Genomic DNA, 26,449 nt, shown 5'->3' on the forward strand with positions numbered 1-26,449 from the left:
GCTCCTATATGCATTTGAAATAATCGAACGGTTCCCGGCAGTCGCAGCAGCGGTACAGCGCTTTACAGGCGGTGGAGCCGAACTCGCTGATCTTCTCGCTGTGGGTGCTGCCGCAGCGCGGGCAGGCTACCGGGCCGTGGGCGTGCGGCCGATCGCAGGTGTGCCCCTGCGGGGGCGCTACGCCGTATTGCCGCAGCCGCTCGCGGGCGTCGGCGTTCATCCAGTCAGTGGTCCAGGCCGGGCTGAGGCGAATGTCCACCTGCACCGGGCTGAAGCCGGCGGCCGCCAGCCGCTGCTCGATGGCGTTGAGCAGAAATTCGGTGGCCGGGCAGCCGGAGTACGTCGGGGTGAAGGTCACGCGCCAGCCCGCGCCGTCGCGCGCCACGTCGCGCACCATGCCCAAATCGGTGATCGACAGCACCGGCAGCTCGGGATCGCTGATCTGCTGCAGGCAATGCCAAATCTGCGGGATTTCGGCGGGTTGCAAACGGGTGACGTTCATCGTGGCCTCCTACCATTGACCGTTTGGATAGGCGCGCTGCAGGAACTGCATTTCCGCCAGCAGCGGGCCGAGGTGTTCGCTGTGCCGGCCTTGCTTGCCGCCGTGCCGGAACGCCTGCTCGGCAGGCAGCGCCAGCGTCGCCTGGCGCAGCGTCTCTTCCACCTGCGCTTGCCAGGGGGCCTGCAGTTCGCGCGGATCGACGGCGATGCCTTGTTCCGCCAGCTCCAGCTCCAGCGCGTCGGCGTGGAACAGCTCGGCGGTGAACCGCCACAGGTTATCCAGCGATTGCTGGATCTTGCGGTGGCTGACGTCGTTGCCGTCGCCCAGGCGGATCATCCAGCCGTGGCTGAAGCGCAGGTGATAATCGGCCTCCTTCAATGACTTGGCGGCGATGGCGGCGATCTGCGCATCGCGGCTGAGGCTCAGCGCCTGGTGCAGCTGTACGTGGTAGGCATCAAGCAGGAACTGACGCACCAGCGTGTCGTTGAAACCGCCGTTCGGCTGCTCCGCCAACAGCAGGTTATGAAACTGGCGCTCGTCGCGGCCGAAAGCCAGGCTGTCTTCGCTGCAGGGCGGGCCGGCCAGTTCGGCGGCGTAACCCAGAAAGTTGCGCGCCTGGCCGAGCAGATCGAGCCCGATGTTGGCCAACGCCAGATCGATTTCCAGCTCGGGCGCGTGGCCGCACCAGGCGCACAGGCGCTGGGCGAGGATCAGAGGCGTGTCGCCCTGGCGGAGCAAATAGCTGATGCGCGGATCGTTAACCGTCATGGTCGCCTCTACATGTTCTTGATGCCGTCGGGAATGGTGTAAAACGTCGGATGACGGTAGATCTTGTCTTCGGACGGATCGAAGAACGCGCCGCGATCTTCCGGCTGCGAGGCGATCAGGTGGCGCGACTGCACCACCCAGATCGAGCAGCCTTCGTTGCGGCGCGTATAGGCGTCGCGGGCATTTTCCAACGCCATTTGGTCGTCGGCGGCGTGCAGGCTGCCGACGTGGCGATGCGCCAGCCCTTGTTTGCTGCGGATAAACACTTCATACAGCGGCCATTCAACGTGGCTCATGATCTCGTTTCCTTATGTTGGCTATGCGGCGGAGGCGGCGTTTTTCGCGGCGTGGGCCATGGCGCCGTCGCGTACCCAGGCGCCGTCTTCCCAGGCGCGGCGTTTGGCCTGCAGGCGTTCGTGGTTGCATTGGCCGCGCCCTTTGATCACCTCATGCAGCTCGCTCCAGTCGATCTCGCCGAAGCGATAGTGGCCCGCGGCCTCGTCCCAGGTAAGGCTCGGGTCCGGCGCCGTCATGCCCAGCGCCTCAAGCTGTGGCACGGTGTTGTCGACGAATTTCTGCCGCAGCTCATCGTTGCTGTGGCGTTTGATTTTCCACGCCATGCTCTGGGCGCTGTGGGGGGAGTCAGCGTCGCTCGGGCCAAACATCATCAGCACCGGCCACCAGAAGCGATCGATAGCGTCCTGCAACATGGCGCGCTGCGTGTCGCTGCCGTTGGCCATCGCCATCACCGCCTCGTAGCCCTGGCGCTGGTGGAAGCTTTCCTCTTTGCAGATTTTCACCATTGCCCGCGCATAGGGGCCGTAGGACGCGCGGCACAGGGCCACCTGGTTGACGATGGCGGCGCCATCGACCAGCCAGCCGATCACGCCGATATCCGCCCAGTTGAGCGTGGGGTAATTGAAGATAGAGGAGTACTTCATCTTGCCGTCGAGCATCTTTTGGTAGATGTCCTGGCGCGAACAGCCGAGGGTCTCGGCGGCGCTGTAGAGGTACAGACCGTGGCCGGCTTCATCCTGCACCTTGGCCAGCAGCACCGCCTTGCGGCGCAGCGTGGGGGCGCGCGTCAGCCAGTTGGCTTCCGGCAGCATGCCGATGACTTCCGAGTGGGCGTGTTGGCCAATCTGCCGAATCAGGTTCTGACGGTAGGCGTCCGGCATCCAGTCTTTGGCCTCAATGGCGATGTCCGCCGCGATCTTGTCGTCGAAATGCTGCTGATACTGTGCTTCAGTTATCATACTTGCCTCTTGATGATTCGTATTTTTCACATAAATGGTAAAAATGTGAATCACTTTAACTAACCATAAGGCTACAAACTGATAACAAAAAGATCAAACGTAATTCATGTGGTTTTGCGAGGTTACTCACAAGGTGATTTGTTATTTTGTTGATTTTATTTGATAAATAAAGTGATTAATTCCTTGTTTATAGCAGGTTAAATGCCCTGAAAGCGCCTTTTGTTTTCTTTTTGTTAAAATTTGGTTTGGCGCGGGCTGGCATTTATGTGATACGTAATTAAGCTATATGGTGAAAATTTATGAATTTCGGAGGGCACATGCAGCAGTTACACAGTTATCTTTCTGGCGCCTGGGCATACGGGCAGGGAGAGGGGCGCGAGATCCGCCACGCCGTGACCGGCGAGGCGCTGTACCAGGTCTGCTCCGACGGCCTGCCGTTGGCGGCGAGCCTGAGCTATGCGCGCAGCCACGGCGGCCCGGCGCTGGCGAACATGACGTTCCAGCAGCGTGCTCAGATGTTGAAAGCGGTGGCGAAACACCTGCTGGCGCACAAAGAGGCGCTGTATCAGATTTCCTACCAAACCGGTGCGACGCGCAGCGACGGCTGGGTTGATATTGAGGGCGGCATCGCCACGCTGTTCGCCTATGCCGGCATGGCCGGTCGCGATCTGCCGGATGATACCCTGTGGCCGGAAGACGAGCTGATCCCATTGTCGAAACAGGCGCAGTTCGCCGCCCGCCACGTGCTGACCTCGCGTCCCGGCGTGGCGCTGCACATCAACGCCTTCAACTTCCCGTGCTGGGGCATGCTGGAAAAACTGGCGCCGACCTGGCTGGCGGGCATGCCGGCCATCATCAAGCCGGCCACCGCCACCGCGCAGCTGACGCAGGCGATGGTCCGGCTGATCGTCGACAGCGGGCTGGTGCCGGAAGGGGCGTTGCAATTGGTTTGCGGCGGCGTCGGCGACATGTTTGCCCACCTGGATTACCAGGATGCGGTGACCTTTACCGGCTCGGCGCAGACCGGGCAGCGGCTGCGGGCACACCCGCGCCTGTTGGAAAAGTCGATCGCGTTCACCATGGAGGCGGATTCGCTCAACTGTTGCGTACTGGCGGAAGACGTGACGCCGGAGATGCCGGAGTTTGCGCTGTTTATCAAAGAAGTGTGCCGTGAAATGACCGCCAAGGCGGGGCAGAAATGCACCGCGATCCGCCGCATCATCGTGCCGGCGGCGCAGGTGGCGGCGGTGCGTCAGGCCTTGTTGCAGCGCCTGGCGGGGGTGACGGTGGGGGACCCACAGCTGGAGCAGGTGCGCATGGGGGCGTTGGTCAGCCACGAGCAGTGTGATGATGTGCAAAGCAAGGTGGAGTTCCTGCTGCGCAACGGCTGCGAGCCATTGTGCGGTGCGGCGCTGGATAAGCTGGAGGTACTGGGCGACAGTGCGCGCGGCGGGGCGTTTTATCCGCCGACCCTGCTGTATTGCGCCGATCCGTTCACCCATCAGGCGGTACACGGCACTGAGGCCTTCGGGCCCGTGGCGACGCTGATGCCGTATGCGGATACCGAGCAGGCGATCGCGTTGGCGTTGCTGGGGCAGGGCAGTCTGGCAGGATCGCTGGTGACCGCCGATCCGGCATTGGCCAAGCGCTTCATTCGCGCGGCGGCCTGCGCCCACGGCCGCATGTTGATTTTGGATGAGCAGGCGGCGGTGGAGTCCACCGGCCACGGTTCGCCGTTGCCGATGCTGGTGCACGGCGGCCCGGGGCGCGCCGGCGGCGGTGAAGAGCTGGGCGGATTGCGTGCGGTGAAGCACTATATGCAGCGCACGGCGATCCAGGGCAGCCCGGCAATGCTGGCGGCCATTGGCGGCGAATGGGTGCGCGGCGCGCCGGTCGCAGAGCATCCGGTGCATCCGTTCCGGAAATACTTCGAGCAGCTGCAGCTGGGCGACAGCCTGTTGACCGCGCGGCGCACCGTGACCGAAGCGGACATCGTCAACTTCGCCTGCCTGAGCGGCGACCATTTCTACGCGCACATGGACAAGATCGGCGCCGCCGATTCGCTGTTCGGTGAGCGGGTGGCGCACGGTTACTTTGTGGTGTCCGCCGCGGCCGGGCTATTTGTCGACGCCGCCGTCGGGCCGGTGATCGCCAACTACGGCATGGAAAATCTGCGCTTTATCGAACCGGTGAAAATCGGCGACACCATTCAGGTGCGGTTGACCTGCAAAAAGAAAATCCGCAAGCCGCAGAAAACCGCCGAAGATCGTCCGCACGGCGTGGTGGTGTGGGATGTGCAGGTGTTGAATCAGGAGCAGCAGCCGGTGGCGCTATACAGCATTCTGACGCTGGTGGCGCGCCAACAGGGGGATTTCGAGGCGTGATGCGCGTTTGCCGCCGCCGGTAACGCCGACGGCGGCAAATCAGTCAGATCAACGGCTGGCCGCGCAGCTTTTCCAACACCTTCAGCGGTGAACGCTGGGGATCCTGCATTTTATTCACCGGCAGCAGGAAGGTCTGTTCCAGCATGAACTGGCCGCCCATCGCGGCGTGCGGCGTTTGATCCGAGAAGCAAATCCAGCTGCTGCCCGGTGGGAACGCCAGCGCCAGCTGTGGGCCACGCTGCTGATAATCGCCGTCGGCCTTCATGGCGTCATGCAACTGCAGCATAAGGTGGTCATAATGGCTGCGGCGGGTTTTGGTGATGCGCACTTGATGCTGCAGCCAGCTGCTTAATGCCGAATAGCGAGCCAGACGCGGCATAAAGCGTTCCGCCAGCTCAGGGAAAGGTTCACCGACGCGCCATTGGCGATGTTCACCGTGCGGATTGATATTGGTGAAAATACGCAGAATGCGTTCGCCGTAATTCGGGCGCGATGGGAAAGCGTCGACGTGCAGCCGGCTGTCGTCTTTGCGCCAGGAACTGGCCGCCCGCCAGGCGGAAACCGGATGCAAACGCAGGCTGCCGGTTGGGTGATGCAGCGCCTCCTGATACTCGGGCAACAGCCCGGCGATCAGCTGGCGGCAGGATTGGTAATAGCGCTCCAGCAGTTGCTGAACCTGCTGCTGACGCTCCGCGACGGCGACGCCGGTCAGCTTGCCGGACAATGGCTGATAGCTGATGTTCTTGCGCTTCGGATCGACCAACGCCGGATCCAGCAGTGGCATTTCCTGCTCAGACAGGTGGAAGGCCAACTCAGGTAGAAACAGCACTTTGCCCTGCTCCAGTTCGCTGACCGCGCTGGATGCTTCCGCTGCCGCCCATTGTTGCAACGGTAGCGTCAGAACGGCCTGTTCACGCGTAATATCGCCAGTAGGCATGAGATCTCCTCGCAAATCTATATCGCTTTATTCCCGCCTTTCAGGTTGCCGCGTGGTTGGCTGCACTGGTTTGCGCAGTGGCTGGCTGGAGCGGCGCCAGAAGTTTTGCGCCGGTCGCCCAATTGCAACGTGAAATTTGCGGGTTCTATTATGGGTGTATCAGCAGGGCGCAGTGCGCCGAAGCGTGCGATGGCTTCCTGATATATAGAATAGTCCTGATAAGAGTATCACCGGCAACGCCAATAAAAAGTAAACGGGGGCTAAACGAGGCCTGGTGTAGGCACGAATAATCAAAAATGGCACGAATGGGTTGTTGAATAGCGTATTTTTTATCTTATTGAATTATATTGGAAATAAATATCCTGCTTATTTATTGGCGTTATTTCATTCAGAGAGCGGGGCGAGTCGGTGAAATAATGTTGCGGAGGGAAACTATTTCATTTTTGCCGGGTTAATAAATCGGGCCGCCAAATTTTGGTGACCCGATGATTGCTTAAGCGCCGTAAATGCAGTTTTTACCCTTTTTCTTGGCCTGGTACAGCGCGCTGTCCGCCTCATTGATAAAGCTGATTGGCGTATCGTTGTACATATGTGGCACTTTGGCGCAGATGCCGATGCTGATGGTAACGATGCCGTGCGGGTTGCCCTGATGCGGGATCTTCAGATCGCGCACCGCATTGATGACGCGTTCGGCGAAAATCAGCGCGCCCTGCACGTCGGTATCCGGCAGGATAATGCCCATCTCTTCGCCGCCGTAGCGCGCCAGAATGTCGTTGCTGCGGCAGGCCAACCCTTTCAGCGTTTGGCCAATCTGCTGCAGGCACTGATCGCCGGCGACGTGGCCATAACTGTCGTTGTACTGTTTGAAGTAGTCGATATCCAGCATCAGCAGCGCCACGCTGCGGTAGTTGCGTGAAGCCCGCGCCAGCTCGTTTTTTAGCGCGATATCAAACTGGCGGCGGTTGGCCAGGCCAGTCAGGCCATCCAGCAGCGCCAGCTCTTCGAGCATCTGGTTGATGCTGGTCAGCTGATCGCGAGTGCGCATCAGCTCGGCTTCGGTTTGCATGCTGTGCTTGATTTGCCGCAGCAGCACCATACCCATCGCCAGCAGGATCGCCAGCAGAGAGAGGCCGCCGGCGGCGAACAGGCCGGCGTCGGTGCGCCAGTCCGCTAAGGCGTCGTGTTTCGACAGTCCGGCGGCGATCACCAGCGGAAAACGATTGACCCGCGAATAGCCGTAGATGCGCTCCACTTTGTCGTACAACGAAGTGATGGTGGCGTTGCCGAACTCCGAATGCGGCAAAATCTCACTGAACAGCACGCCCTTGGCGATGTTTTTACCGATCGAGGCCGCCGAGTAAGGACGGCGGTAAAGGATGGTGCCGTCCGCCAGCAGCAGGTTCAACGAGGCGTCGGTGTTGAGGGCGAAACTGTCGTAAAACTGGCGGAAATAATCGACGTACAGCGTCGCCAGCACCACGCCGCCAAAGCTGCCGTCCGGGTTGTTGAAACGCCGCGAAACGGGGATGATCAGATCGCCGGTGGTGCGGCTGCGGATCACCTTGCCGATGTACAGACCGCCGCCGTCGCGGTTTTGATGGTATTTGAAGTAATCGCGGTCGGCGTTGTTGGCGTTCTTGATGAACTTGCCCGAGGAGGTCGCCATCCAGCGGCCGCGCGCATCGTAGATAAATAGCCCATGCAGCTGCGGCAGATTGCCGACCTGCGTCTGCATCACCCGCTGCAGTCGCGTTAGCTGCGATGAGCCCAGCCCATCGGTCTGGATGCGTTCGGTCAGATCGAGCAGATTACCGTCCACCTGCATGAAGGTATCGTCGGCGTGCTGCGCCAGCGATCGGGCGAGGTTGGCGGATTCATGTTCGGCGCTGCGCAGATCGCGTTGGTGCCCGCTCCAGATTTGCCAGCTGTTGAAAAGGACTAGCGTGGCGGCAACGATGATGACAAACACGCCGGCCTGAAATAATAATGGAGAGCTTTTAACGCTGCGCGGTGGCACGGCATCCTGTATGGGTTGCTGCTGAGTCATGTCACCCTTGTGGTTTGATTACTATTCAATTTGAGTTAAGAGCAATCCTATATTTTATGCATAAATGCGCCAGACCTCTAGCCCTTAACGAGGCGATACGGAGAAAGGCATGCCGCAATCTGCCTCTGCGGCGGTGTGAAGACTACGGAGTAAAGAGTCAATGTCGGATTACATCATTATCGCTTTACTGACGCTGGCGGTGTATTACCCCCTCACGCTGGGGGCGCTGGCGGTGATGATGTACATCGCCTGGCGGCGGCGCCGATCGCCCTATTGGCGGTTGGGATTGGTGCTGTTGACTCTGCTGTTCGTGCTGTTCGCCAAGGCGGCGTATGACTGGCACCGCTATAGCTAGCGGCGCCATGACGGGTTATTCGACGTTGATCATCCAGTTGACGCCGAATTTATCGGTCAGCATGCCGAAGCCTTTGGCCCAAAAGGTGGCTTGGTAAGGCATCGTCACCTGGCCGCCCTGCGCCAGATTATCGAACAGCTTGCGCCCTTGCTCCGCATCGCTGGGGTTCAGCGACAGCGAGAAGCCTTTATGGGAAGCGCCGCCGCTGTCATCCTGCGGACAGCCGTCGGAGGCCATCAGCACGCCGTCGCCGATCAGCAGGCGTGCATGCATGATTGCCTCCGGGTTGACGTCCTGCGGCCCACCTTGGCGGGCTTCTTCTGGCATGTCTTTGTAGCGCATGACCATTTCAATTTTGGCATTCAACTGCTGCACGTAGAAGTTAATCGCTTGCTCACAGTTACCGCTGAAAAACAGATAGGGTTGTATCAGCATGACATTGACCTCGGTTGTGGCCCGACAGGCAACGACCGGCCCGCGGGCAGGAAGAAATGGTTGCTGGCGGCAATGATTGCCGTCGGTGACTTATTAGTGTAGTTCCCTTGGCGAGGAATGCTTGTGCGAGGCGAGCACGCCTTCGCCAGCGGTGTGACGGGCGAAGGCGTGAGGGCGTTAATACAGCGAAGGTTCACCGGGTGGGCGGGTTTTAAAGCGGCGGTGCAACCACATGTACTGATCGGGCGCCAGCAGCACCTGCTCTTCCACCACGCGGTTCATCAAGGCCGCTGCGCGCGTTTCATCATCCAGCGGGAAGTCCTTCAGCGGTGGCTGTACGATCAGCTCATAGCCCTGCGCATGCGACAGACGGCGCGGTACGAAAGGCACGATCGACGGCCGCCCCATGCGCGCCAGGATGAAAGTGCCGGTCGTTGTGGCGGCGTTTTCCACGGCGAAGAACGGCGCGAACACGCTGCTTTGCGGGCCGTAATCGTGATCCGGCGCGTACCACAGGATTTCACCCTGTTTCAGGTTGCGGATCATGCCTTTGATATCCTTACGATCGAGCATGAATTTATTCGAGCGCAACCGGCCGCGGGTCTGTATCCACTCCATCAGCTTGTTGTTGTGCGGGCGATGTACGCCGATGCCGGGGTTTTGCATGCCGAAAATGCGCGCGCCCAGTTCCAGCGTCAGGAAATGCAGACCGATCAGCAAAACGCCTTTCCCGTCCTGACGCGCCAGCTGCATGTTTTCCATGCCGCTCACCTTGAACCAGCGGGCGATGCGCCAGTCGGGCCAGAACCAGGCCATGCCGACTTCGAACAGGCCCATGCCGACGGACTCAAAATTTTTGACGACCAGCGCCTCGCGCTCGGCGGCGGGCATTGCGGGGAAGCAGAGTGCTAAATTGCGGCGCGCTATTTTTACCCGGCGTTTCATCAGACGCATGGCTATTCTGCCGAGGCCGTGTCCAAGCCGATATATGAGCGGGTAGGGCAGTAACACCAAGAGATAGAGCATTCCCAGCCCTATCCACAGCAACCAATAACGAGGGCGCAAGAATTCGCGCTCAAAGCGTTGGTTTGAAAGCATTTTTCCTGTTCTTCCTTTTCTTTCCCAATGGGGCCTTAACCCAAATTGTTATAGGGCGAATGATAGAACATTTTGTGCTAAATAGGGTTTTCCATTAATGCTTTTTTTTTATGCTTTATTTAATAACGGACGGAAAACGGAGCGAAATAGGATTTTTACCGAGGGAATGAAGGATATTTACCGCTATTTCAACCGGCTGGCATCATTGAAAAATACAGACACAATTAAGCGCATCGCAAAAGTGACAACCGCTATGTAACCTTAGAGAAACAGTAACGCGGCGGAACCGTCCCAAACGGCGGCCAGCGCGTACAGCAGTGCGAGAATCAGGACGAACGGGGCATTGAACATGGGCGTTTCCTCCCGGAGATTTGTTTAAAGTTTAATCTATCTAGATGACAGCAGGATGAAATTAGATCGTTTTTTGTACGGTGAAATTCAGACGGACGGAAATGGGTAAACCGCTGATTTTTTACTATAGTCATAGTGTGAAGTTGTGCGTTTGTCGCCGTACGCCCTGCATTGAGCGGCAGCGGGCAGATTGCCCGGAGCAAGATCGCGGGACGGGCGGTGCCGGGCGTGAAACATGTGACGCAATTCTCAGAGGGTTGGTCTGTAAGGATTTGATATGTCATATGAAAATGACGATCTAAACGGTGTTGAGCAACCGAGCGACTACGTGAAAACCACCGCCTGCGAAGTGCGCAGCGGCGTAAAAGCAGCGCTCGAGCAATCATGTGCCTGCATCAAGGATAATCCTTGGGCGGGGATAGGCGCCGGCGCCGTCGTGGGCCTGGTAATAGGATTTCTGTTAGGCAAAAGGTAATAGGGAGAGTAAAAATGGGCATCATTTCCTGGATCATTTTTGGTTTAATCGCCGGTATCCTGGCCAAATGGATTATGCCGGGCAAAGACGGCGGCGGGTTTATTATGACCGTAGTACTGGGGGTCGTGGGCGCCGTGGTCGGCGGCTATATCAGCACCTTCTTCGGTATGGGTCGCGTTGACGGTTTTAACCTGGGCAGCTTTGTGGTGGCGGTAATCGGTGCCCTGGTGGTGCTTTTTGTCTACAGGAAGATCAAAGGCTAAGCAGCCGTTGCTCAACAGGGTCGCCGCGGCGGCCCTTTTTCGTGAAATCAATCCGCCTGTGCGGCGCGGGCCGCACCGGCTGAAAGGGGAATATCATGGGTCTGTTCGATAGCGTATTGGGTAACATTCTGGGCGGCGGCGCCAACGGTAAAGGCATCGATTACATCGCCATTATGCAATGGGTTGAGCAACAAGGTGGCCTGCAGGCCATTTTGGACAAGTTCCGCCAGGGGCAGTTCGGCGATATCGTCGGTTCCTGGCTCGGCAATGGTGAAAACCAGCCAATTACCGGCGATCACGTACAGCAGGCGCTGGGTAGTGACGCGATCAATCAACTGGCTGAAAAACTGGGTGTTGATCCGGCCCAGGCCTCCAGCACCATTGCACAGTTCTTGCCAACGGTCGCGGATGCCGCTTCGCCAAATGGCGAAGTGCAGCAAGACAGCAACGAACTGGGCGACATGGTCGGCAAACTGTTCAAATAAGGCTTATGCTCCCGGCGTCTGGCCGGGGGCATTCACTCCGCTAATTCCCTCGATCGCCGTCAACGCCTGTTGCAGATGCGCCACCCAGGCGCGCACTTTCTCCGGAATAAATCGTAATGCGGGATAGACCGCGTGCAGCGCCATGGGCGGATAGCGGTATTCCGGCAATACGGGCACCAGCGCCCCTGTCGCCAGCTGCTCCCCGATCATCGGCCGCTGAGCGCCGCCGATACCAAGCCCCGCCTCGATGGCCGTCAGCAGCGATAGCGTATTGTTGGCGCGGAAGGTGGGCCGCAGCGCCACTATCTCGGGGCCGTGCGGGCCGATCAGGGTGAGCATATCGCCGTCGTTCAATCCGCTATAGCGAATGTGCGCATGTTTTGCCAGCTCCGCCGGCGAGCGTGGAACGCCATGCTTTGCCAGATACTCCGGTGCCGCCACCAGCAGGCGTTGCAGTTCACCCAGCCGTTTCGCCACCATGCCGGGTGCGTGCAGCTCGCCGAAGCGTAGCGCCACGTCGATGCCTTCACCTACCACGTCGGCGCGGCGATCGTCCAGCAGCAGCTCAATGGTGAGATCCGGATGGTGCTGTTGGAATGCGATGGCCAGCGGCGTGACGTGGCGTTGCCCGAATCCGGTCGGTGCGTGAATGCGCAGGTTGCCCTGCAGCCGGTGGCGCTGGCCGTGCAATGCTTCTTCCGCTTCGTCGACTGCCGCCAGAATCGGCTTGAGGCGCAAGTAGTAATCATTGCCGGCATCGGTCAGGGTGACCGCCCGGGTGCTGCGAAACAGCAGTTGGGCCCCCAGTTGCTGCTCCAGGCCGGCGATTTGTTGACTGACCGCCGGCTGCGTCAAACGCAGATCGCGAGCGGCGGCCGACAGGCTGCCCAGCTCCGCCACCCGCACAAAGGTTTTCATTGCGTTCAGCTTATCCATAGCGATTTTGCCTATAAATATTTCTTATTAGTGTTAGTGGAAAGTCTCGTCTACCGCAAGGGTCGCTAATCAATAACACTCAGGGCCTCGACAACCCGAGGAGTGACAAGATGAATGCAAAGCGACAGGCGTTAGTGATCGGCGCCAATGGCGTGATAGGGCGCCGTTTGATTGAGGAACTGACCGGCCAGGGCTGGCCCGTGGTGGGCGTCTCGCGCCGGGGTGGGCAACCGGCGCCTGGGGTGCGCGACCTAAAGGTGGATCTGCTGGATGCGGCGGCGACGCGCGACGCGCTGCGGCCGCTGAGCACGGTTAGCCACGTTTTCTATGCCGCCTATCAGGATGCGCCGGATTGGGCTGGCCTGGTGGCGCCCAATCTGCAGATGTTGCAAAACGTCGTCGAGGGGCTGGAGCCGATCGCGCCGGCGTTGGAACATATCAGCCTGATGCAGGGCTATAAGGTATATGGCGCTCATTTGGGGCCGTTTAAAACGCCGGCGCGTGAAAGCGACGCCGGGCATATGCCGCCGGAGTTTAACGTGGCGCAACAGCAGTATCTGGCGCAGCGTCAGGCCGGCAAACGTTGGCACTGGAGCGCCATTCGCCCGAGCGTGGTGGGGGGCTTCTCGCTCGGCAATCCGATGAACCTGGCGTTAAGCATCGCGGTTTACGCGTCGGTCAGTAAAGCGCTTGGGCTGCCGTTGCGTTTCCCCGGCAAACCGGGCGCTTACCACAGCCTGCTGGAAATGACCGATGCCGGGCTGTTGGCGCGCGCCACGCTGTGGGCGGCGACCGAACCGGCGGCGGCCAATCAGGCCTTTAATATCAACAATGGCGATCTGTTTCGCTGGAGCGAGATGTGGCCAAAAATCGCCGCTTACTTCGGGCTGGAATGCGCGCCGCCGCTGCCGATGCCGTTGGAGAGCATGATGGCGGACAAAGCGATGCTGTGGCGAGAGCTTGTGCAACGGCACCAATTGACCGAACCGGACTATCGCGCGGTGGCCGGCTGGCGTTTCGCCGACTTCGTCTTTTCCTGGGACTATGACATGTTCGCGGACGGCAGCAAGGCGCGGCGTTTCGGTTTCCATCAGTTTGTCGAAACCGAAGCCATGTTTTTCTCGCTGTTCGATGAGTTCCGCCGCCGCGGCATCATTCCCTGAGCGCGGCATCGGTTTCCCCGCAGCGCAGGCTGCGGGGAACGGTTTCAGAACGTCAACATGATCTTGCCGATGTGCTCGCTGGACTCCATCAGCGCATGCGCGGCGGCGGCCTGTTCGAGCGGGAAGGTTTTAAAAATTTGCGGCTTCAGGACGCCGCGCTCCAGCAGCGGCCAAACCTTCTCGTGCAGATCGGCGGCAATCTGCGCTTTGTCCGCGACGCTGCGCGAGCGCAGCGTTGAACCGGTATGGGTCAGGCGTTTCAACAGCAGCGGCATCAGATTGAGCTCTTTTACCACGCCATTTTGCGTGCCGATTTGTACGATGCGGCCTTCCATCGCCGCGGCCTGATAGTTCTTGGCCACATAGTCGCCGGCGATCAGATCGACGATCACGTCGGCGCCTTTGCCGTCGGTGACGTCTTTGGTGCGTGCGACAAAATCTTCGCTGCGGTAGTTAATCGCTACGTCGGCGCCCAGCGCCAGGCTGGCCTGGCGCTTCTCTTCGGAGCCAACGGTGGTGATCACCTGCGCGCAGAAGGCTTTTGCCAGCATGGTGGCGACCGTGCCGATGCCAGAGGTGCCACCGTGGATCAACACGGTTTCGCCGGCTTTGAGGTGGCCACGCTGGAACACGTTGACCCAGACGGTAAAGAAGGTTTCCGGCAGCGCGGCGGCCTCGGTCAGGCTCAGGCCTGCCGGCACCGGCAGCGCATTGCTTTCATGCACGGTGCAGTATTCGGCATAGCCGCCGCCGGCGATGAGGGCGCAAACCCGATCGCCGAGCGCGAAGTGGGCCACGCCTTCACCGATGGCGACGACTTCGCCGGCGATTTCCAGGCCGGGGATATCCGAAGCGCCGGGCGGTGGCGCATAGTTCCCCTGACGCTGCAGCACGTCGGGGCGGTTAACGCCGGCGGCGGCGATTTTCACCAGGAGTTCGCCCGCTTGCGGGACGGGCACCGGGCGTTCGGTGACGACCAGAACCTCGGGAGCACCCGGTTGGCTGATCTCAATGGCTTTCATCGTGCCGGGCTGCGCTGCATTTGTTGACATGCTCATTCTCCTCATCGTGGCGGACGTGGTTATCCAGGCGGAACGCCCGCAATAAAGTCTGCTGTTAGCTTAGCGAAATCGAATGAGGTGCGCGTGGTCGAATAGAGCGGTTTTGCGAGGAAGGGAGGACGCCGCCGCGATGGGCGGCTGGATATCAATCGTTAGGGGGGATGCGGAACCCTTTTAACGAGACGATAAAGTGTTCTTTCCCTTTGGAGATCTTGGCGCCTTTATCGCACCACAGGCTGGCAAGCTGGAAGAAGTCATCGCTGCCGATATCGTAGGCCAGTTCGATTTTCTTGGCTGTGCCGGCGCGGATGAGCTTTTCTGCTTCCTGATGGTTTGCAGCTTTAATTATGGTCATGGGCGAAATCCTTGGTGTTAAGCCAGAGCGGATAATCGCGAATCATCATATGGCCATATTGTGACAATTTTGTGATGAAAACATGACGGTCCACGAAGGCGCGGCGTGCGGCGTGCCGCGCCTTCGCGGTGTAAACACGTTATCGATTACCGATCGTGCGGGCGAACGAATGTACTTTTCTTCTGAGATTTGAAGTGTTTATAGAGCGAATAGCCCGCAATGCCGGCCAAGGCAGCCAAGAGGGCAAGGGATCCTGTGGCCATGAACATCACCTCCGAATAAGAATGGCAAGGAGGCGTATTTGTGACATTCATCACTTTACGGGGCAATGAGAGCAATCTGTAATCGGGAAACGGGCATGAGGGAGGAGCAAAAAAAAAAGCGCCTATAGGGAGGCGCATAAAGATTTGCAACACAGCTTGTTGTGTTCAACACCAGGAGGAGTGGTGAACTGGCGCTATTTTATGCAGCGGCGAGGGCGGCTGATATAGGTATTACTCCGAAAGCGCCGCTACCACTCATAGCCCAACTGAATGTTGTAATCGGGATCCTGATTGGTGGAGTAAGGATCGGATTGGCGGCGGCGATCGGTTTTCTTCACCGGGCCTTCATAGGCGGGATAAGGTTTGGCGCGCGGCTTGCTGCAGCCTGGATGATCGCATTCGATATCGACGCGAAAACCGTTCTTGTCGCGTGCCTCTGCCCAGGTAATCGGCGGTTTCGCCGCCTTGGGGGCCGGCCCCGGCGGAGCCACCGGTTTTGGGGGCGGGGCAATGCCAGGCTCTGGGGGCTGATAATTCAGCTCCAGCGCGGCCAGCGGGGCGCTGCAAGCGGCAAAGGCCAGCAGGGCGGTAACGCTGGCGGCCGGTAATGTGAGCCATCTCGGCATGGTGAATCTCCCTGAATGATTTCTTTGTGCAACTATAAAACAGCGTAACGATAATTACTATCATTTGTCTTGGCCGGTAAGGAGAAGACGCGCGGCGATAGCGTCGACAAACAGGGTCAAATCCTGTGCGTTTAGCTGAGGTAAACGGCACGACGAGGCGAAAAGAGTTGCTATTGCCGCCCGCTCGTGAGTTAATGCTTACCGGCCTGTGGTACAGACCTATTTATGCACGACATTTTGAGTAAAGTAGTTCAAATTAAAAGCGTTATCCCGGATAGCCCTTCTCTGACGAATTTCCTTTCCAGTGCCTCCATAAGTAACTGATGACCGGCTATATCGCCCATAGCGGCTTACATTTATTATTGAAGGAAGATAGACATGTCTAACCTGATCAAAGGTCAAGTGAAGTGGTTCAACGAAGCTAAAGGTTTTGGTTTCATCACCCCAGCAGACGGCAGCAAAGACGTATTCGTACACTTCTCTGCTATCCAGGATCAAGGCTTCAAGACCCTGGCTGAAGGCCAGAACGTACAGTTCTCTATCGAGAACGGTGCGAAAGGTCCATCTGCGGCTAACGTTACCGCTATCTAATTGGCGTCTACCGCTGATTGAAAAAAACCCGCCGCGGCGGGTTTTTTTATGCCTGCAATTCGGCGGTGCGCAAAAAAAAGCCCGCAAGTCTGCGGGCAAAAGTTCCTTGTTACTTCTTCATTTGCGAGCGCTTCTCTGGGGGGGAAACGCCTGAAGACAGGCTACGCGAGGCCGGCTTAAGATTCTGCGGCCAAACCGTTAAGAAAGTGAAAATCCGGGCGGCGGCTACGCTGAGAGCGAGGCTGGATTGGTGCGGGGCGGTGTCCTTCCCCCTGGGTTTTGTCATACACTGATGCCAATTGCAAATAATGGGGAAACGGTATGCAGGTTAACGATCGAGTGACGGTAAAAACAGATGGCGGCCCGCGGCGCGAAGGTATCATTCTGGCCGTAGAGGTGTTCAACGAAGGGACTATGTATCTGGTTTCTCTTGAGGATTACCCGGCGGGCGTATGGTTTTTTAATGAAATCGACAGCCATGACGGCACGTTTGTGGAGCCTTGTCGCGAGCACGGGCAGTAACGTCGGCTAATCTCATTAATTTGCTAATGAAATTGTCCATTTTGAGATTATTTCGTTGCGGTAAGATTTTTTTTATCAATGGTAAAAAATACCCGTTGCGTTAGCGGGGGATAACGCAGCAGGTATTCTTTTGGTGGTTCCAGCATCTGATATCCAGATGATATTATCATCGGATATTTAACGGCCGAAAAAACAGAGTGGGGGCATTCTCTGAGGTTTAACGGCTATTGACAAATATTCCACTGGTCAGCGTATCGGTCAAACGAACAACGTGGTAAATGATCTGCTTGTTGTGCGTCTTTATTTTCCGCTTGATGTTTCCTTTGTGGGAAGAGACCGTTTTGGCCTTTATTTGCATCTGGTCTGATATCTGGATGGTGCCTTGACCGGACATCCACATGCGTAGCATGTTCGATTCGGTCTGGCTCAGCGTTACCGGCGTTTGGTCCAGAGAGGATTTCTCCGTCCGTAGGGACGTTTTCTCGAGATAGTGGCTAAGTAACTGATTCATCGTTTCTGGTTTGATGGATTTTGACGATATGATGACATTCTTGCGAACATATAAATAATCGTCGAAATGTACATTGGTAATAGCCATGAAGATGAAGAATAACGTATCCGGGTGCAGTGAAATCACCCGTTTTATTCGCTCGGTGGCGTTTGCTTCGTGGATGAAGCAGTCCTCGTTAATAAACACCAGGCTAGGATTCAACTTGCTGCATTTTTCATGCAGGCTGTCAATATCCTCGATGGCATTAATATGGCGCTTCTTCACGCCATGCGAAGTCAGATAGTCGGTTAACCCCAGTCTGGTATAGCTACATGAATCCATGATAATCGTTGGCATATCGCACCCCCACTTAAATCCGTTTTACTGCGGTAATATGAGAAAAAGCCTAAAAAGCCGAAAGGCAAAATGGAGCAATAATTCAGTGTAGCGAGTGTTCTATCAATAAACACGACGGCACTCAATGATATTTTCATACTAAACTTATTAATCACATGAATCTATAAGTTTGGCTTAAGTCAGAGCGATTTGCTGTTCGCTCAGCTTTGACATGATGCGCTCGATCCGCGCTTGGCGCCTGCGCCTGCCAGCATTGCTTGCCGAGATTCTGCTCATCATGTCACGAAACAAAATTTTAGTTTGCTAGGAAAAGTCTTAAAAAAAATTCATGTGTTGGTTTTTTGAGTCGTTTGGGTACATTTTTTGAGTGTTCAAAAAGTGTCTTGTGTGTGTTTTTCTGTTTTTTGTAATAAAAATCAACATGATAATTTTTTATTCTTTTGTGCGATAATGAGAATCACTTCTTTTTTTTGCCAAAGCAACAAGAGAAAGTTAACGTTCTGGCTGAAATGTGTAGCTTAATTGTTGCCATAAACCACCATTTTACAATGAGTTATATGGATATTTATTTCATTTGAAATCATCTCTGTGAATATGTAACGGTGATTGAGTGATTTCTCTAAACTATTTCCTTTTGACCCGACCGGCAAGGGACGGCGGGAGGTCGGAGTTGTCTCTGGCTCTCGCTGGTTTTAACTTGCCTTTCCACCTTTCAAAAACAGGATGTCGCGGTGAGACGGAATCAATATGGGCAGCCGATAGGCGATGCCCTCCATCATTGGCAACCGGCAGGCATACCTGGGCACAGGTTACTGCAAGGGCGTTTTTGCCGCCTTGAACCATTAAGCCTTGAGCGTTGGGGGGATGAGCTCTATCAGGCTTATCAAATTGCTGCGGACGACCGTGACTGGACCTATCTGTTTTGGGAGCGGCCGCAGACCCGCGAGGAGTTCCAGCGTTATCTTCAGACTCAAGCGTCCAGTGCTGACAGAAACACGATGGTGGTGGTCGATCAGGCGAACGGGCGCGCCGTGGGAACCTGCGCTTTTTTGCGCATCGATCCCGCCAACGGCGTGGCCGAACTGGGCACCATCAACTGGTCGCCGCTGATGAGGCGCAGCGCGCTGGGCAGCGAGGCGATTTTCCTGATGCTGCGGCATCTGTTTGACGATCTTGGCTATCGGCGTTGCGAATGGAAGTGCGATAGCCTCAATTTGCCTTCGCGCCAGGCCGCCGAGCGCTTGGGTTTCCGTTACGAAGGCACTTTCCGCCAGGCGGTCGTCGTCAAAGGACGCACGCGCGACACCGATTGGCTGTCGATCATCGACGCGGAATGGCCGGCGCGACACGCCGCCTTTGCCGCCTGGCTGTCACCGGATAACATCGGCGGCGACGGGCGGCAAAAACGGCGTTTGCAGGCCTTCCAGCTCGGGTGACGCGCCAGGCGTTTAGGCCGTCTCCACCAGGCAATGGCGCAGCGAGTCCAGCGCCAGGCTGATGTCCCGTTCCTCCGTCATCCAGTTGACCAGCGCGGCGCGGATCCCCGGCTGGCCGTTATAACGCGTAGGGGTGCAACGCACCACGCCATGCCGGTTAAGGCGTTCGAGAAAGCGATCGCGCGCCGCTTCGCTCTCCCCCTGTGGATGACTGAGCGCGAAGCACACCACATTCAAATTCACCGGCGCCAGCAGATGGAAACCGTCGTCGTCTGCCAGCGCTGCGCCCAGAGCCTGCGCCAATCGGACGTTGCGCTCGACGATATCCCGTATGCCGCTGCGGCCATAGGCTTTCAGCGTCAGCCAGAGCGGCAGGGCGCGAAAGCGACGCGAATTTTCCGGCGTCAGATGCAGATAGTTGTCCGGCCGCGGCGTCGGCGCTTCCAGATAGGCTGAATGGTTCTGAAATACCTGCATCTGCAGATCCAGATGGCGAGTAAATTGGATCGCGCTGTCATACGGCACGTTCAGCCACTTGTGCGCATCGACGGTGATGGAGTCCGCATGCTGCCAGCCCGCAAGTCGCGGCGCATACAGCGGCGAACAGGCCGCCACCCCCCCAAAGGCCGCATCGACATGCAGCCAAAACGGATAACGTTCCCGCAGCGCCAGCAGGCGTGGCAGATCGTCGAAGGCGACGGTGTTGACCGTACCGGCGCTGGCCAGCACCAACGTGGGGCGGCCTTCCCCGGCGGCGAGCTGCCGCTCCAGCGCCGTCATGTCCATGGCTTCAGACTCCGGCAGGCTGGCGACGATCGTCAGCGCCTCGCGGCCGATGCCGAGCATGCTGAGCGCCTTCACGCTGCTGGAGTGCGGATTGGCCGCCAGCACCCGAATGGGCCCCAGTGCCGCCAGCCCCTGTTGGGCGATATCGACACCTTGTTGCCGGCCCAGCCACTGCCGGCCAATGGCCAGCCCGGTGAAATTGGCCATGGTGGCGCCGCTGACCAGGCTGCCGTTGAACGCTTCCGGCAGGCCCAGCAGGGATTTCAACTGCGTCACGGCGGCCAGCTCGATCGCCGCCGCGATCGTATCATGGCTAAGTTGGCTATTTTGGTCTGTCACGCTAACCAGCCAGTCCGCCGCGACCGCCGCTGGAGTGGCACCGCCGGTGACGAAGCCGAAATAACGCGGGCCGGCGCTGGCGGAAATGCCTGCCTGATAACGTTGCCAGAAGGCATCCAGCGCCGCCAGGGCGCCTTCACCGTTTTCCGCAAGCCGATCGTCATCCGGCTGCAGCTGCTGTTGCGCGAGCGGTGGGCAGACCGAGCGCTCACGCAGCCCGGCCAGAAAATCTTCCGCCAACTGGCGGGTGTGGTCGAGGATCTGCGGAAATTGTGCAAGATCCTGTTGTAAACGTGGGTGCATGGCGGCTCCGAAAGCATCAGGGATAGATGGCATAAACATAGAACAGTTGCCTGCGGGCCAAAATCGATAAAAAATAACCTTTTTGGATAGCATGGTTAACCAGGAATGAGTGAACGCCTCCCTCTGCATGTCTTGCCGACCTTCGCCATCGCCGCCAGGTTGGAAAATTTGCGCGCCGCGGCGCAGCAGGTGCATTTGACGCATGGCGCAGTCAGCCAGCAGATTCAGCTGTTGGAGCAGGCGGTCGGTTATCCGCTGTTTGAACGGCGCGGGCGCGGTGTGCGCCTGAATGCCGCCGGGCGAGAGTTGCTGGCGGCGGTAGAGCCGGCGCTGCAGGCGCTGCAGCAGGGCGTCGCCCGCGCTCGGCGTGCGGCGGCAAGCCAGACGCTGCGTATTAGCGTGTTGCCGTCTTTTGCCCATTACTGGCTGTTGCCCCGTCTGCCGGCATTTCATGAAGCCTGTGCCGATATTGCGCTGGATATCGATGCATCGCTGGCGCTGCAGGATCTGTCGCTGCGCGGGTTCGATGCGGCGATCCGCATCGGCAGCGGTCAGTGGACGGGGCTGCAGGCGCAGCGCATCGCATCCGGTGACGTGCTGCCGGTCGCCTCACCGGACATGGTGCGGCAGTGGGGAGCGGCGTTCGAAAACGGCGGCGATATTCCGTTGCTGGAACACGACGTCAGCCCCTGGCGCGATTGGTTCGAGGCGCAGGGGCGCTCGTTGTGCGGGCGGCAACAGGCGTTGTTCAACGATGCCGGGTTACTGATTCGCGCGGCTGAGCAGGGGTTCGGCATTGCGCTGGCCAAACAGCTGCTGGTACAGGATGCGATCGACGCGGGGAAGCTGGTGGCGCTGGCCAAACCCTGCCGCTTGAGCGATGACGACGTTTATCTGGCATGGCCGCAGACCGCCGGGCTAACGCCGGCGGTCCTACGTTTGCTGCAGTGGCTGCAGCAACAGTTGGCGGTGGCTTAACGGCGCAGCCATTCCGGCTGCGAGGTGCCGAGCGTGGTCGCCGGCAGCGACCATTGCAACGCCGTGCCCTGCAGGCTTAATGGCGCGTGCAGACGTTGCGCGGCGCCCCAGTAAGTCAGTTCCGTTTCCGGGTTTTCGTCGGCGGGGCCGGCTGGCGCCAGTGCTTCCGGCCGATAATGCGCCGGATAGGGATGTGCCAGCAGCAGTTGCGCCGTGCGCGCCAGCGACAGCCGCGCGTGGTAGCCGGTGCCGCGGTTCAGGCGATGCGCCATGCCGGTCAGCACCGCCGCCGCCATCAAATAGCCGGTGGCGTGGTCCAGAGCCTGTACCGGCAGCGGCACCGGCAAACTGGCGCTGCGCCAAACCATGCCCGCCTCCGCCAACCCGCAGCTCATCTGTACCAGGCTGTCGAAACCGCGTCGGGTGCGCCACGGCCCGCTCCAGCCGTAGGCATTCAGGCAGACGTCGATCAGGCCCGGCGCCAGCGCGCGTCTTTCCTCCGCGCCATAGCCCAGCTTCTCCAACGCGCCGGCACGGTAGCCATGTACGATCACGTCGGTGTTTCTCAACAGATGTTCAAACGTATGGCGATCGTGCGCATTGGTCAGGTTGAGGCGCGCGCTGCGCTTGCCCAGCATCACCTCGTGCTCGACGCCGGGCTCATCCCAACCGTAAGGATCGATGCGCAGCACGTCGGCACCCAAACCGGCGAGAAAACGGGTGGCGATCGGTCCGGCGAGAATGCGCGTCAGATCCAGCACCCGCACGCCGTGCAGCGGCCGGGCGATGGGCAGCGCCCAGCCCGGCGGCGGCGCTTCCGGCTGCAGCGAGGTGTGGATCAAGGGTTCGAGCGCCACGCTCTTGCCCTGAATATGTTGCCGCCACGCGGCCGCCGAGCGCATTTGGGCCGCACAGCCGCCGGCCTCGATTACTGCCTGCTCCAGCTCACTTTTTTTCCAGCTCAGCACGCGCGCCGCCAGCGTGCCTTTATCCGATGCCGGGCCCATCACCTGTTCCACCGCTCGCCGATGGTGCGGCGCATTGGTATGCAGGCGTATCCAGCCGTCTGTCGTCTCGTAGTCGCCGGCCAGTGCGTCCCAAGCTGCAGGCAGCGTCCAACCCAACGGACGCAGCGTCCAGCCAAACCAGAGTGAGGCCAGGCGTTGATCGACCCAGACCTGCGGCGCGTCGGTTGCCTTGCGGCGAAGCAATTCGGCGCAGGCCAAACCGGCGGCGCTCCAGGCGGCGGTAGCCAATTCGGTGACGGGAAAAGCCGAAGGCAGTGCGCCGGTACCGCTTACGGTTAACCGGTCGCAGGTCGCGGGGCGCTGCCCGAGGCTTTGCCAAATCTCGTCAAGCAGAGTGTGGATCAGAGGCGTCATCGGCCGCTCCTTGCGGGTCGTCGGAAATATAGCCTAGCGTAGTCCACCACCGGCGACCTTGCTAAGGCGCAACGTCGAACGTGCGGCCGTCGGCCAGTTTGGCGCGCAGACTGTGGGCCGCTATGCCGGCAAACGGCTGCGCGCTGAAGTTGGCGGTCAGCGTCGACCCGTCGCCGAACGTCGTTTGTTGCACCCAGCCGTCCCGATCGAGCCAGCGGAAGTCGGTCAGCGCTTTGTCCCACAGGGCCTGATGCAGCGGCCGGAAGGCGGCGTCGGCGCGCTTGATCGCCGGCAGGCGGGCCGCCAGGGTGGCGCGGCTCAAATGGAACATCGGCGCCGTGTTGTACAGCTGGCTGAGCAGGCTGCGGGTGGTCTGAACGTCGCTGAACTTCAGGTTGTCGTAATTCCAGTGGTGGCTGCTGACGATCGCATCGTGGAAAACGGCCTGGTACAGCGGCAGACGGTAACGCGGATCGAATTCGACGGTGCGGTAGGGCTGTTTCACCTTGGCGGGGCGGAAGAAAAACGCCGGTTGGGCGTTGGGCCACCAGGCGCCGAGATAATAGGGCGAGGATTTATCCTGATTCATCTGTTTATCGCCCCAGCCGAATCCCCAGGTTTCCATGCCGTGGGCGAACATCAGGCTGCGGGCGGTCACCGCATTGCCGTCCTCCGAGCCGAGCGGCAGCTTAAGGGTGGCGCTGAACCAGGCCAGCCTGGCGTTGCGCGCTTCGGCCATTTGCGCCGCGCCGGTCGGGTGGCCGGGCTGATAGTCGTCGGAGACCATGCCGGTGCCGTCCACGTCGAGAAACAGGCTGTTCAACCCGGCCAGTTGCACCAATTCGCGCATGCGCCGTTGAGAATAGGGCAGGACGCAGCCCGGATTGAGGTAGTAGCCCTGTTTGCCGAAGCCGGGTTTCTTGCTGCCGTCGGCGCGCACGATGGCGCAGGTTTCCCGCAGCGCCGTCGGCAGTTGCGCGGTGAGCCAGCTGTCGTTCACGCCGCGTGGAATGGCGGTATCGTAGGAGTCGTAGCTGGCGATCAGATAGCCGGCCGCTTTGGCGGCAGCCACCGCCTGTGGGTGTAGGAAGGTGGCGGTCCAGTTATCGGTGCCCAACCACAGGCGCGGCAAGCCGGCCTGGCGCAGCGCGTCGATCAACGGTTTGGCCAGCCCCTGTCCCCAACCGTCCGACGGGGTTAACCAGCGCCCCAGTTCCCGTTGCGCCAGCTCCTGCACCGCGGTGGCCTGGCGCTGCTGCGCCTGCAGAAAATCGGCGTCGTCCGGCGTAGTGCCCAGCGGGATTTGCGCCGTCAACGCCTGGTTGATGCCGTCGATCAGCGGCTGTTGCTGCCAGCCTTCCGGCATTTTTCCCGCCAGCTGCAGCAGGGATTTTCTGCTCTCGGTATCCATTTTTTGCCGCAGCGCGGCGGCGGCGGGAGAGTTAAGGTAGTGCAGCAATCCCGGCCAATCTTTGACGTCTTCCGCCGCCAGCAGTTTGTCGCCCCACAGGTAGACATGAGTGGCGCCGATCAGCTTTTCGCCTTCGGGCACCTGCTTTACCTTCTCTCGCAGGCTGCTGAACTGGCCGTGTTGTTGCAAATAGTCGCGATAGCGGCGGGCGCCGGACAGCGGGGTGTCGCCGATGTGCAGCAGCACCTCGAATGCCTGTTGTTGATTGAAGCGGTTAAACTGATGCCCGGCGCGCATCTCCAGCTTTTCCTGCGCGGCGGCGAAGGTGACCCGGTTGCTGAACGGCGTCAACATTAGCCAGCTGTAGACCTTGCCCTGGTATTGTTGGCTCCACAGCGGCAGCTTCAGATCCCAATTGGTATCCAGCGGCGTCATTTCCGTCGTCAGGTAATGGCGCCAGACTGCGTTGTCGAGCGGAATGCGGCTGCCTTCGCCGATCGGCAGCAACAGCGTTTCCGCCTGTGGCGGCAGGCGATACCAGTTCAGAAGCTGTGGCCGATCGCTGCTGAAGCTCAGGCGCAGATCGCCGTCTTCCAGCCGGGCGCTAATCTTGACCTCGCTCTGTGGCCAACGCCAGCTGGCGCGTTGTGGCGATGCGGTGAGATCCGCGATCTGTTGCGCGGGCTGTGCCAGATTGACCGGCACAGGGCCGGCGGCAATGCGCAGCGTGGCGGGATCGAGTTCAAACTGCACGTCGCCTTGCTGCAGCAGCAGGGCATCGGCGGGAAAGCTGACGAGCAGTGCGAATGCGAGCGGGGAAAGTCGGTGTTTCATCGGGGCGTCCTTGAAAGATGAAGGAGGGCAGTGTATCGATAAGTGCACCGACGCCCAATGTTGCCGTCTTCTATTTGTGACATCGGAATATCATTGCGGTATTTCAGTTTATTTTTCGTTTAATAAATTAGCCTTTACTTCATTACTCGACGTCACTATACTCAGCCAAAATTTCGGTGGAGAAACCCAATTGGACAGTTGTAGTTGTAATAAAACAAATAAGGCAAGCTGACCAATTCTCTTCTGATTTGTTGCTTGCCGTTATCGGCGGGCAGCACCCCTCTCCAGTTATTCCTGAGCTGTGCATACCCCAATAAAAAACGCTTCCTGAGGCCTGACGGTTTCAGGTGAATTGAGTTGGACGTTATTATGGTATTCTGCAGCCACAGCCTTTTCCCTCCAGGCACAGTACGCTGATTCGCTGATTTATTTTCGGCGCGACTTTGCGTGTGCTAAACAGCACATGATTTTATCTCCTGCGGTTAATTAAGGGGACAGTCATGGCTATGACTCCTTTCGTTTTAAATTTATTGCTGGCAATGTGCCTGGGCGCGGTGATTGGCGCCGAGCGCCAGTGGCGCCAACGTATGGCCGGCCTGCGCACCAATGCGCTGGTGGCGACCGGCGCGGCGGTCTTTATTCTCAGCTCCATGTCCACCGATCCGGCCAGCGCCGGCCGCGTGGCCGCGCAGATTGTCTCGGGTATCGGTTTCCTCGGCGCCGGCGTTATCATGCGTGAAGGGCTGAACATTCGCGGCCTCAACACCGCCGCCACGCTGTGGTGTTCGGCCGGGATCGGCGTCCTGTGCGGCCTGGGCCAGCATTGGGATGCGGTGGTCGCCACGCTGGTGATCCTGTGCGCCAATATCCTGCTGCGCGAAGCCGCTCAGCGCATCAACCTGCAGCCGCACCAGCAGGCGACCGATCTGGAACTGTGCTATCGCATTCAGGTGACCTGCGGCGAGCAGGATGAAATTCTGGTGCGCACCCTGATTCTGCAGGCGCTGAATGGCGTCGCCTTACGGCTGCAGTCCTTGCGCAGCGCCGATATTTCCAGCCCTGGCCAATTGGAAGTGTGCGCGGAAATTACCGCCACGCCGGCCGCGCAAAAAGAAATTGAGGGTATTGTCTGCCGCGTCAGTCTGGAAAAAAGCGTGAGTGCCGTTCGCTGGCGCGTCGCGTCCGAATTACCGGTCTGATTAATTATATAAATATTTATTAACTTGATTATATGTTCAGGTTATTCGGGCACGCCTGAAT

At 59.0% G+C, this 26,449-nt stretch carries 27 protein-coding genes; 11 read left to right on the plus strand and 16 right to left on the minus strand.

The window, feature by feature from the left end; genetic code table 11:
- Positions 1-4 precede the first annotated feature (4 nt).
- Genes paaD through paaA form a run of 4 tightly spaced genes read right to left on the minus strand, consistent with a single transcriptional unit; the run spans position 5 to position 2,526 of the window.
- Entirely contained in the window at positions 5-502 is a 498-nt protein-coding gene (paaD, locus tag ACJ8HT_RS02275; RefSeq protein ID WP_033653577.1) for a 1,2-phenylacetyl-CoA epoxidase subunit PaaD, read from the minus strand.
- 9 nt (positions 503-511) lie between these two features.
- The gene (gene paaC / locus ACJ8HT_RS02280; protein ID WP_197652543.1) at positions 512-1,270 is read right to left on the minus strand and encodes a 1,2-phenylacetyl-CoA epoxidase subunit PaaC; all 759 of its coding nucleotides are present in this window, start codon (positions 1,268-1,270) and stop codon (positions 512-514) included.
- Between the two features lie 8 nt (positions 1,271-1,278).
- Entirely contained in the window at positions 1,279-1,566 is a 288-nt protein-coding gene (gene paaB, locus ACJ8HT_RS02285) for a 1,2-phenylacetyl-CoA epoxidase subunit PaaB (protein ID WP_004935173.1), read from the minus strand.
- A gap of 21 nt (positions 1,567-1,587) precedes the next feature.
- Positions 1,588-2,526: a 1,2-phenylacetyl-CoA epoxidase subunit PaaA gene (gene paaA, locus ACJ8HT_RS02290; protein ID WP_197652544.1), complete on the minus strand. Its 939-nt coding sequence runs from the start codon at positions 2,524-2,526 to the stop codon at positions 1,588-1,590.
- A 317-nt stretch (positions 2,527-2,843) separates the two neighbouring features.
- Between paaA and paaZ the strand changes: the two genes are divergently transcribed.
- Entirely contained in the window at positions 2,844-4,910 is a 2,067-nt protein-coding gene (paaZ, locus tag ACJ8HT_RS02295) for a phenylacetic acid degradation bifunctional protein PaaZ (RefSeq protein ID WP_197652546.1), read from the plus strand.
- A gap of 43 nt (positions 4,911-4,953) precedes the next feature.
- Here paaZ and ACJ8HT_RS02300 read toward each other — a convergent pair whose 3' ends face one another.
- Together ACJ8HT_RS02300 and ACJ8HT_RS02305 are read right to left on the minus strand one after the other, a co-directional pair.
- Positions 4,954-5,847: a Kdo hydroxylase family protein gene (locus ACJ8HT_RS02300; protein ID WP_197652548.1), complete on the minus strand. Its 894-nt coding sequence runs from the start codon at positions 5,845-5,847 to the stop codon at positions 4,954-4,956.
- 493 nt (positions 5,848-6,340) lie between these two features.
- The gene (locus tag ACJ8HT_RS02305) at positions 6,341-7,894 is read right to left on the minus strand and encodes a sensor domain-containing diguanylate cyclase (protein ID WP_197652549.1); all 1,554 of its coding nucleotides are present in this window, start codon (positions 7,892-7,894) and stop codon (positions 6,341-6,343) included.
- A 160-nt stretch (positions 7,895-8,054) separates the two neighbouring features.
- On the opposite strand from ACJ8HT_RS02305, the gene ACJ8HT_RS02310 reads away from it, so the two are divergent.
- On the plus strand, positions 8,055-8,249 hold the full coding sequence (locus tag ACJ8HT_RS02310) for a hypothetical protein (protein ID WP_070914605.1): 195 nt from the start codon (positions 8,055-8,057) through the stop codon (positions 8,247-8,249).
- A 15-nt stretch (positions 8,250-8,264) separates the two neighbouring features.
- On the opposite strand, the gene ACJ8HT_RS02315 is transcribed toward ACJ8HT_RS02310, so the two are convergent.
- Together ACJ8HT_RS02315 and ACJ8HT_RS02320 are read right to left on the minus strand one after the other, a co-directional pair.
- Positions 8,265-8,684, minus strand: a complete 420-nt coding sequence (locus tag ACJ8HT_RS02315) for a VOC family protein (protein ID WP_197652551.1) — start codon at positions 8,682-8,684, stop codon at positions 8,265-8,267.
- 177 nt (positions 8,685-8,861) lie between these two features.
- Positions 8,862-9,782 carry a Kdo(2)-lipid IV(A) acyltransferase gene (locus ACJ8HT_RS02320; RefSeq protein WP_197652553.1) on the minus strand — a complete coding sequence of 307 codons (921 nt, stop codon included), beginning with the start codon at positions 9,780-9,782 and terminating at the stop codon, positions 8,862-8,864.
- Positions 9,783-10,410: 628 nt separating this feature from the next.
- Between ACJ8HT_RS02320 and ACJ8HT_RS02325 the strand changes: the two genes are divergently transcribed.
- The 3 genes from ACJ8HT_RS02325 (at position 10,411) to ACJ8HT_RS02335 (ending at position 11,356) form a co-directional block, all read left to right on the plus strand.
- Complete coding sequence (locus ACJ8HT_RS02325) at positions 10,411-10,608, plus strand: DUF883 family protein (RefSeq protein WP_033635087.1); 198 nt, start codon at positions 10,411-10,413, stop codon at positions 10,606-10,608.
- 14 nt (positions 10,609-10,622) lie between these two features.
- Positions 10,623-10,871 carry a GlsB/YeaQ/YmgE family stress response membrane protein gene (locus ACJ8HT_RS02330; protein WP_019453501.1) on the plus strand — a complete coding sequence of 83 codons (249 nt, stop codon included), beginning with the start codon at positions 10,623-10,625 and terminating at the stop codon, positions 10,869-10,871.
- A gap of 95 nt (positions 10,872-10,966) precedes the next feature.
- Entirely contained in the window at positions 10,967-11,356 is a 390-nt protein-coding gene (locus ACJ8HT_RS02335) for a YidB family protein (protein ID WP_019453502.1), read from the plus strand.
- Positions 11,357-11,359: 3 nt separating this feature from the next.
- On the opposite strand, the gene ACJ8HT_RS02340 is transcribed toward ACJ8HT_RS02335, so the two are convergent.
- Positions 11,360-12,292 carry a LysR family transcriptional regulator gene (locus ACJ8HT_RS02340; protein ID WP_197652555.1) on the minus strand — a complete coding sequence of 311 codons (933 nt, stop codon included), beginning with the start codon at positions 12,290-12,292 and terminating at the stop codon, positions 11,360-11,362.
- A gap of 110 nt (positions 12,293-12,402) precedes the next feature.
- Here ACJ8HT_RS02340 and ACJ8HT_RS02345 point away from each other — a divergent pair, with 110 nt between their 5' ends.
- Entirely contained in the window at positions 12,403-13,455 is a 1,053-nt protein-coding gene (locus tag ACJ8HT_RS02345) for an SDR family oxidoreductase (RefSeq protein ID WP_197652556.1), read from the plus strand.
- A 44-nt stretch (positions 13,456-13,499) separates the two neighbouring features.
- On the opposite strand, the gene ACJ8HT_RS02350 is transcribed toward ACJ8HT_RS02345, so the two are convergent.
- The 3 genes from ACJ8HT_RS02350 to ACJ8HT_RS02360 form a co-directional block, all read right to left on the minus strand.
- Positions 13,500-14,507 carry an NAD(P)H-quinone oxidoreductase gene (locus tag ACJ8HT_RS02350; protein WP_376787975.1) on the minus strand — a complete coding sequence of 336 codons (1,008 nt, stop codon included), beginning with the start codon at positions 14,505-14,507 and terminating at the stop codon, positions 13,500-13,502.
- 154 nt (positions 14,508-14,661) lie between these two features.
- A complete protein-coding gene (locus ACJ8HT_RS02355; RefSeq protein ID WP_004935132.1) occupies positions 14,662-14,871 on the minus strand; it encodes a hypothetical protein in 210 nt (69 codons plus the stop codon).
- A 511-nt stretch (positions 14,872-15,382) separates the two neighbouring features.
- A complete protein-coding gene (locus ACJ8HT_RS02360; protein ID WP_194572083.1) occupies positions 15,383-15,760 on the minus strand; it encodes a hypothetical protein in 378 nt (125 codons plus the stop codon).
- A gap of 378 nt (positions 15,761-16,138) precedes the next feature.
- Here ACJ8HT_RS02360 and cspE point away from each other — a divergent pair, with 378 nt between their 5' ends.
- Positions 16,139-16,351 carry a transcription antiterminator/RNA stability regulator CspE gene (cspE, locus tag ACJ8HT_RS02365; protein WP_049201327.1) on the plus strand — a complete coding sequence of 71 codons (213 nt, stop codon included), beginning with the start codon at positions 16,139-16,141 and terminating at the stop codon, positions 16,349-16,351.
- 321 nt (positions 16,352-16,672) lie between these two features.
- Complete coding sequence (dsrB, locus tag ACJ8HT_RS02370) at positions 16,673-16,873, plus strand: protein DsrB (RefSeq protein ID WP_194572084.1); 201 nt, start codon at positions 16,673-16,675, stop codon at positions 16,871-16,873.
- Between the two features lie 217 nt (positions 16,874-17,090).
- Here dsrB and rcsA read toward each other — a convergent pair whose 3' ends face one another.
- Positions 17,091-17,720, minus strand: coding sequence for a transcriptional regulator RcsA (rcsA, locus tag ACJ8HT_RS02375; protein WP_049201322.1), 630 nt, complete (start codon positions 17,718-17,720; stop codon positions 17,091-17,093).
- A 794-nt stretch (positions 17,721-18,514) separates the two neighbouring features.
- Here rcsA and ACJ8HT_RS02380 point away from each other — a divergent pair.
- A complete protein-coding gene (locus tag ACJ8HT_RS02380; RefSeq protein ID WP_197652692.1) occupies positions 18,515-19,156 on the plus strand; it encodes a GNAT family N-acetyltransferase in 642 nt (213 codons plus the stop codon).
- Positions 19,157-19,168: 12 nt separating this feature from the next.
- On the opposite strand, the gene ACJ8HT_RS02385 is transcribed toward ACJ8HT_RS02380, so the two are convergent.
- Positions 19,169-20,584: a pyridoxal phosphate-dependent decarboxylase family protein gene (locus ACJ8HT_RS02385; RefSeq protein WP_197652557.1), complete on the minus strand. Its 1,416-nt coding sequence runs from the start codon at positions 20,582-20,584 to the stop codon at positions 19,169-19,171.
- Positions 20,585-20,689: 105 nt separating this feature from the next.
- Here ACJ8HT_RS02385 and ACJ8HT_RS02390 point away from each other — a divergent pair, with 105 nt between their 5' ends.
- Positions 20,690-21,562, plus strand: coding sequence for a LysR substrate-binding domain-containing protein (locus ACJ8HT_RS02390; protein ID WP_174135265.1), 873 nt, complete (start codon positions 20,690-20,692; stop codon positions 21,560-21,562).
- On the opposite strand, the gene ACJ8HT_RS02395 is transcribed toward ACJ8HT_RS02390, so the two are convergent.
- Positions 21,559-22,944: a CoA transferase gene (locus ACJ8HT_RS02395; RefSeq protein WP_197652559.1), complete on the minus strand. Its 1,386-nt coding sequence runs from the start codon at positions 22,942-22,944 to the stop codon at positions 21,559-21,561. The genes ACJ8HT_RS02390 and ACJ8HT_RS02395 overlap by 4 nt on opposite strands.
- A gap of 61 nt (positions 22,945-23,005) precedes the next feature.
- Positions 23,006-25,189, minus strand: a complete 2,184-nt coding sequence (locus ACJ8HT_RS02400; protein ID WP_197652561.1) for a glycoside hydrolase — start codon at positions 25,187-25,189, stop codon at positions 23,006-23,008.
- A 500-nt stretch (positions 25,190-25,689) separates the two neighbouring features.
- Between ACJ8HT_RS02400 and ACJ8HT_RS02405 the strand changes: the two genes are divergently transcribed.
- Positions 25,690-26,388 (plus strand): MgtC family protein, encoded by a 699-nt coding sequence (locus ACJ8HT_RS02405; RefSeq protein ID WP_025303346.1) that lies wholly within the window; start codon positions 25,690-25,692, stop codon positions 26,386-26,388.
- Positions 26,389-26,449: the final 61 nt, after the last annotated feature.

Source organism: Serratia sp. CY44782, assembly GCF_052168715.1.
Lineage (GTDB): Bacteria > Pseudomonadota > Gammaproteobacteria > Enterobacterales > Enterobacteriaceae > Serratia > Serratia nevei.